This window comes from Serratia sp. BIGb0234 (assembly GCF_024809915.1).
GTDB classification, from domain to species: Bacteria; Pseudomonadota; Gammaproteobacteria; order Enterobacterales; family Enterobacteriaceae; genus Serratia; species Serratia liquefaciens.
Window position 1 is genome coordinate 1 of the sequence record NZ_JANUEI010000030.1, and the last position, 2189, is coordinate 2189.

Genomic DNA, 2189 nt, shown 5'->3' on the forward strand with positions numbered 1-2189 from the left:
GCTTTACGCTCGGGTGAATAGGTCTTCATAAATATCGTCTCCAACCCCCTGATGATTTTTCAGTTGGAGGCGACAACTACCCTGACATGGGGGGCACTGGGTCGCTGGTCCGGGGCGGTGAGCGAACCTCTGTACGATGCGTTACGGCAGTATGTTCTGATGCCGGGTAAGGTGCATGGTGATGATATCCCGGTACCGGTGCAAGAGCCGGGCAGCGGTAAAACCCGGACCGGACGCCTGTGGGTGTACGTTCGCGATGACAGAAATGCAGGTTCGTTAATGCCCCGGCAGTCTGGTTCGCGTACTCAGCGGATCGTAAAGGGCTTCATCCACAGCAGCATCTGGCAGGTTACAGCGGCGTTCTCCAGGCAGATGCCTACGGTGGATACAGGGCGTTGTATGAGACAGGCAGCATCACCGAAGCCGCCTGCATGGCCCATGCCCGGCGCAAAATCCATGACGTTCACGTTCGTTCCCCAACAGCCGTCACGACGGAAGCCCTGAAACGCATAGGTGAGTTATATGCCATAGAAGCGGAGATCCGGGGTAGCCCGGCAGAAGAACGACTGGCGTTAAGAAAAGAACGTAGTGCACCGCTGATGCAGTCACTGTACGACTGGATACAGCAACAGATGTCAACGTTGTCGCGGCACTCAGGTACGGCGAAGGCGTTCGCCTACATGCTGAAGTTATGGGACAGTCTGAACGAGTACTGCCGTAACGGCTGGGTGGAGATCGACAATAATATCGCGGAAAACGCACTGCGTTGTGTCGCTGTTGGGCGGAAAAACTGGCTGTTCGCGGGCTCTGACAGCGGTGGCGAGCGGGCAGCGCTCCTGTACTCATTAATCGGCACCTATCCGGACCATTAATATGAATTGGCATTCATTGTCTCCAAGTTTCCCGAATGTTTAACGCTGCATTGATTTGGGATATGTGTTTGGCGGTAACAAGCCGTTGGTTAAATTCAGGAGAATAATTAGGATGGCGTTTTTTCCTCTGTCGGCGATAATATTTTCTGAGTATCTGACTTTTGGTTACCACTACCGATTTAGTGGAAACCCCTTTGTCAAATGTATAAGAAAATCACCAGAAGATACTAAGTGTACGCTTATCTTTAATTACATCGTGACCAGAGTTTTTATCGCATTAGAGTGCAGTAGCAAAACTAGTCATTTTGCTGAGCCTAATATAAAGGCGTTCCGTCCGTCACCTGGACCTGATAATCTTATGCGGCGTCTTAATTTTCCAGCGAGGGCTGCACCCACTCAGTACTTCTACTGCTCTGTCAAGTTTATTGCAGGCAGGTCGTGATATTGTTTTGCTTTCCCAATTGGGAATGTTGCGTGAGAATTTTCAATCTAACATTAAGCATTATTGCATGTACAGGCGAGAGCCCAGCCCAAGATTGTCAGTAGAATTTCAGGTGTTTCTTCGCTTCTGATATTCGAGTATCTCCTTTGCCAGTTCATCTTCCACTGCATAAAAGTAGGCAGAAGGTACATCTAGGATATCTGCAATTCGTACCATCAGAGAAAAATCAGGCAAGTGAACGCCCTTCTCATATTGATTCATGCGTGCGCTGGCTGTAGCCTCATCAATGCCAGCAAGGACCCCGAGTTTTTGCTGTGATAATCCTGCAGCAAGTCGAGCTGCCTTTAATCGCTTTGGTAACATGAACAATTATCGCCAGTTGCATTCGTCTGGCAAATTTTCTCGTTTGTAGCTTGCAATTGTACTAAGTATTGCTTAGTGTTGTTTGCGAGTACGCAGTACCGCCACAAGAGGCACCAGGGGGAAAAAACAATAAAGATAAACAAAACCAGCTCCCCTGCGGAAATCCGCAGGGGCTTTTTCGAAAATCCCTTTATTCTCTACGCCACTACAGATACCTAGCCTAGTTTTGCACAAAGCCTGACCATACACCGACGTGAAGTATCTGACTCATACTCTTTGTTCAAGGTTGTGCTTGTCAGGGCTCAACCAGCCTGTTTGTTTAACATTAGTAGTGAGGAAGACTCCAGTTATCGATATCACCTTATGCGTTAAATGGGTGGCGTATTGTAATGGTCAACTAAAATAGGACACTGATTTAGTTGACCATATATGGACGCCCCGGGTGTTACAAGTACTGGTTCGATACGGTTTGCGACCATATATCCGGCGTCGTTAGTGGGTTAATTTACCCG

Annotated in this window: 1 protein-coding gene and 1 pseudogene; one reads left to right on the forward strand and one right to left on the reverse strand. The window is 48.5% G+C overall.

Annotated elements, in window-relative coordinates; translation table 11 throughout:
- Positions 1–126: 126 nt before the first annotated feature.
- A pseudogene (gene tnpC, locus M2407_RS26210) lies at positions 127–857 on the forward strand (IS66 family transposase); the annotation flags it as partial.
- A gap of 565 nt (positions 858–1422) precedes the next feature.
- On the opposite strand, the gene M2407_RS26215 reads toward tnpC, so the two are convergent.
- Positions 1423–1677 (reverse strand): helix-turn-helix domain-containing protein, encoded by a 255-nt coding sequence (locus tag M2407_RS26215; RefSeq protein WP_259220276.1) that lies wholly within the window; start codon positions 1675–1677, stop codon positions 1423–1425.
- Between the last annotated feature and the right edge of the window lie 512 nt (positions 1678–2189).